The 2580-nt window shown below is 35.8% G+C and carries 2 protein-coding genes; both read left to right on the top strand.

The window, feature by feature from the left end:
* The first annotated feature begins 116 nt into the window (after positions 1–116).
* Positions 117–1664, top strand: a complete 1548-nt coding sequence (gene istA / locus EKM01_RS14480; protein ID WP_126563068.1) for an IS21 family transposase — start codon at positions 117–119, stop codon at positions 1662–1664.
* Between the two features lie 18 nt (positions 1665–1682).
* Entirely contained in the window at positions 1683–2420 is a 738-nt protein-coding gene (gene istB, locus EKM01_RS14475; RefSeq protein ID WP_091255760.1) for an IS21-like element helper ATPase IstB, read from the top strand.
* Positions 2421–2580: the final 160 nt, after the last annotated feature.

Here is a 2580-nt window from a genome sequence, read left to right as displayed (position 1 = left end):
TGACCACCCTATTCCAGTTCAAATTGACCACCTAATTTTGGGGTAAAATTGAGCATTAAAAACTACTTACTTTTTCATGTTGTTAGCACCATACATTCGTTAAAAAAATACGGATTATGGCAAACAAATTAATAGACATGAGTAAAATTAGAAAAGTAATTAAATTCTATTGTAACGGCAAGAGTAAGTTATTCATAAGTAGCTACTTATCCCTTTCTAGGAATACAGTAAAGAAGTATATTTCTTTATTTGAAGTCCTTGGATTAAGTTTAGAAGTCCTTAATGAAAAAACAGATGCAGAACTAGAACTTTTGTTTTCACATACTACCGTGGAATCAATAAGTCCCAAGATGCAGATTCTTTATGCTTTTTTCCCTAAAATGGAACGGGAACTTAAAAAAGTGGGCGTTACCATTCAGCACCTTTGGGAGCAATATATTGCCCTAAACCCTGAAGGCTACAAGAGTTCACAATTTAGCCATCACTACAAAATATGGGGCAAACGGGTCAATCCGGTAATGCATATGAATCACAAAGCTGGTGATAAAATGTATGTAGATTATGCTGGAAAAACACTCTCTATCATTGATAAAGACACAGGAGAAATCAAAGAAGTACAGTTTTTTGTAGCCATATTGGGAGCCAGTCAATACACCTATGCAGAGGCTTCTATGAGCCAACAAAAGGAAGATTTTGTTAGTTCTGTAGAAAATGCTATGTGCTTTTTCGAAGGTACTCCTGAGGCTATTGTCCCCGACAATCTAAAATCTGCAGTAATAAAAAGCAGTCGTTTTGAACCCACAATTAATGAGACCTTGGCTGATTTAGCCGAACATTACCAAACCACAATCTTGCCTGCCAGGGCGTATAAACCAAGAGATAAGTCATTGGTTGAAGGAGCCGTTAAGATATTGTACCGAAGGATTTATGTAAATCTAAAAGAAACCAAATTCTTTTCTCTGGAAGAATTAAACCAGCAGATATGGGATTTATTGGATGCTCATAATAGCCGAAAACTCACAGGACGTCCTTACTCTCGTATAGAATTATTTTTAGAAGACGAGCAACAAAAACTACGTCCACTACCACAAGAACGCTTTGAAATCAAATACCAATCCTTTGCAACAGTGATGCAAAATGGACATGTTCAATTGAGTCAGGACAAAAATTACTACAGCGTTCCCTATCAATATATCAAGAAAAAAGCGAAACTATTATATACCAAATCAACCGTAGAGATCTATTACAAATACAACCGAATAGCCGTTCACGCGCGAAATTACAAGCCTTACATCTATAATACAACTCCAGAACATTTGGCCAGTACGCATCAATTTGTAGCCCAGTGGAGTGCTGCTCGCTTCATTGATTGGGCAAATAGCATTGATGCCTTTGTAGGGGAATATATTTTACAGATTATTGAAAGTAGAAACCATCCTGAACAAGCCTATAAAAGTTGTTTAGGAATACTAAATTTCGAGAAAAAGGTGGGGAAGCAGCGATTAATAAATGCTTGCAGGCGGGCACTTGATTTTAAAATTTACAATTTTAAGACCATACAAAATATATTAGAAAACAACTTAGACCATATTGATTTTGAACAAGAACCCGAGCAAGAACTCCCGGTTCACGGTAACATAAGAGGAAAACAGTATTATAATTAAATTAAAAACCAAGTAATCATGAATGAATCCACAGTAACAAAAATGAAACAAATGAAGCTTTATGGCATGTTCAATGCTTTTAAAACAGCTATTGAAAGCGGAAAAACAGACCATTACACACTCGATCAGTTTGTATCGATGCTAATTGATGCCGAATGGGATGAAAGGCACAATCGGCGTATTGCTCGCAGTATCACTAATGCCCGATTCCATTACAAATCAAATATTGAAAACATCAATTTTGACCAAACCCGTAATCTAGATCGTAACATGGTTCTGCGTTTAGCAGAATGTGAATTTGTAGAAAAAAACGAAAATATTTTAATCACTGGAAGTACTGGTGTAGGCAAAAGTTATTTAGGCACTGCATTAGGCTATCAAGCCTGTATACAGGGTTTTAAAGTGAGTTATTTTAATACATCTAAGTTGTTTGCTAAATTAAAAATGGCCAAAGCAGATGGTTCTTACCTACGAGAATTGGCTAAAATAGAAAGGCAAGATGTTATTATACTAGACGATTTTGGACTCCAAGCATTGGATAGTCACAACCGAATTACCCTTTTGGAGATCATTGAAGACAGGCATAATAATGGTTCCATTATTGTAACCTCACAAATCCCAGTGCAAGGTTGGTATGATATAATTGGCGAAAAAACTATTGCCGATGCCATTTTGGATAGACTCATACATCAATCCCATCGACTCGAATTACATGGAGAATCTATGAGAAAAAAAAGAGGGTTAAACAAAGGCTAATATTTAACTATATTTGAATACTAATTAACAGATGAAAAAAAGTAGTTTTTATTGAAAATGGAGGTGGTCAGTTTGCTCCGGAATTAGGTGGTCATTTTGAATTGGAATCAGGTGCTCACTTTAAATTGGAATTGGGTGGTCAATATCACTGGAATTTGCA

This window comes from Flavobacterium sp. RSP46 (assembly GCF_003984825.1).
Lineage (GTDB): Bacteria > Bacteroidota > Bacteroidia > Flavobacteriales > Flavobacteriaceae > Flavobacterium.
Note: the sequence above shows the minus strand (reverse complement) of the source record. Positions and strands in the feature narration are given on the sequence as shown.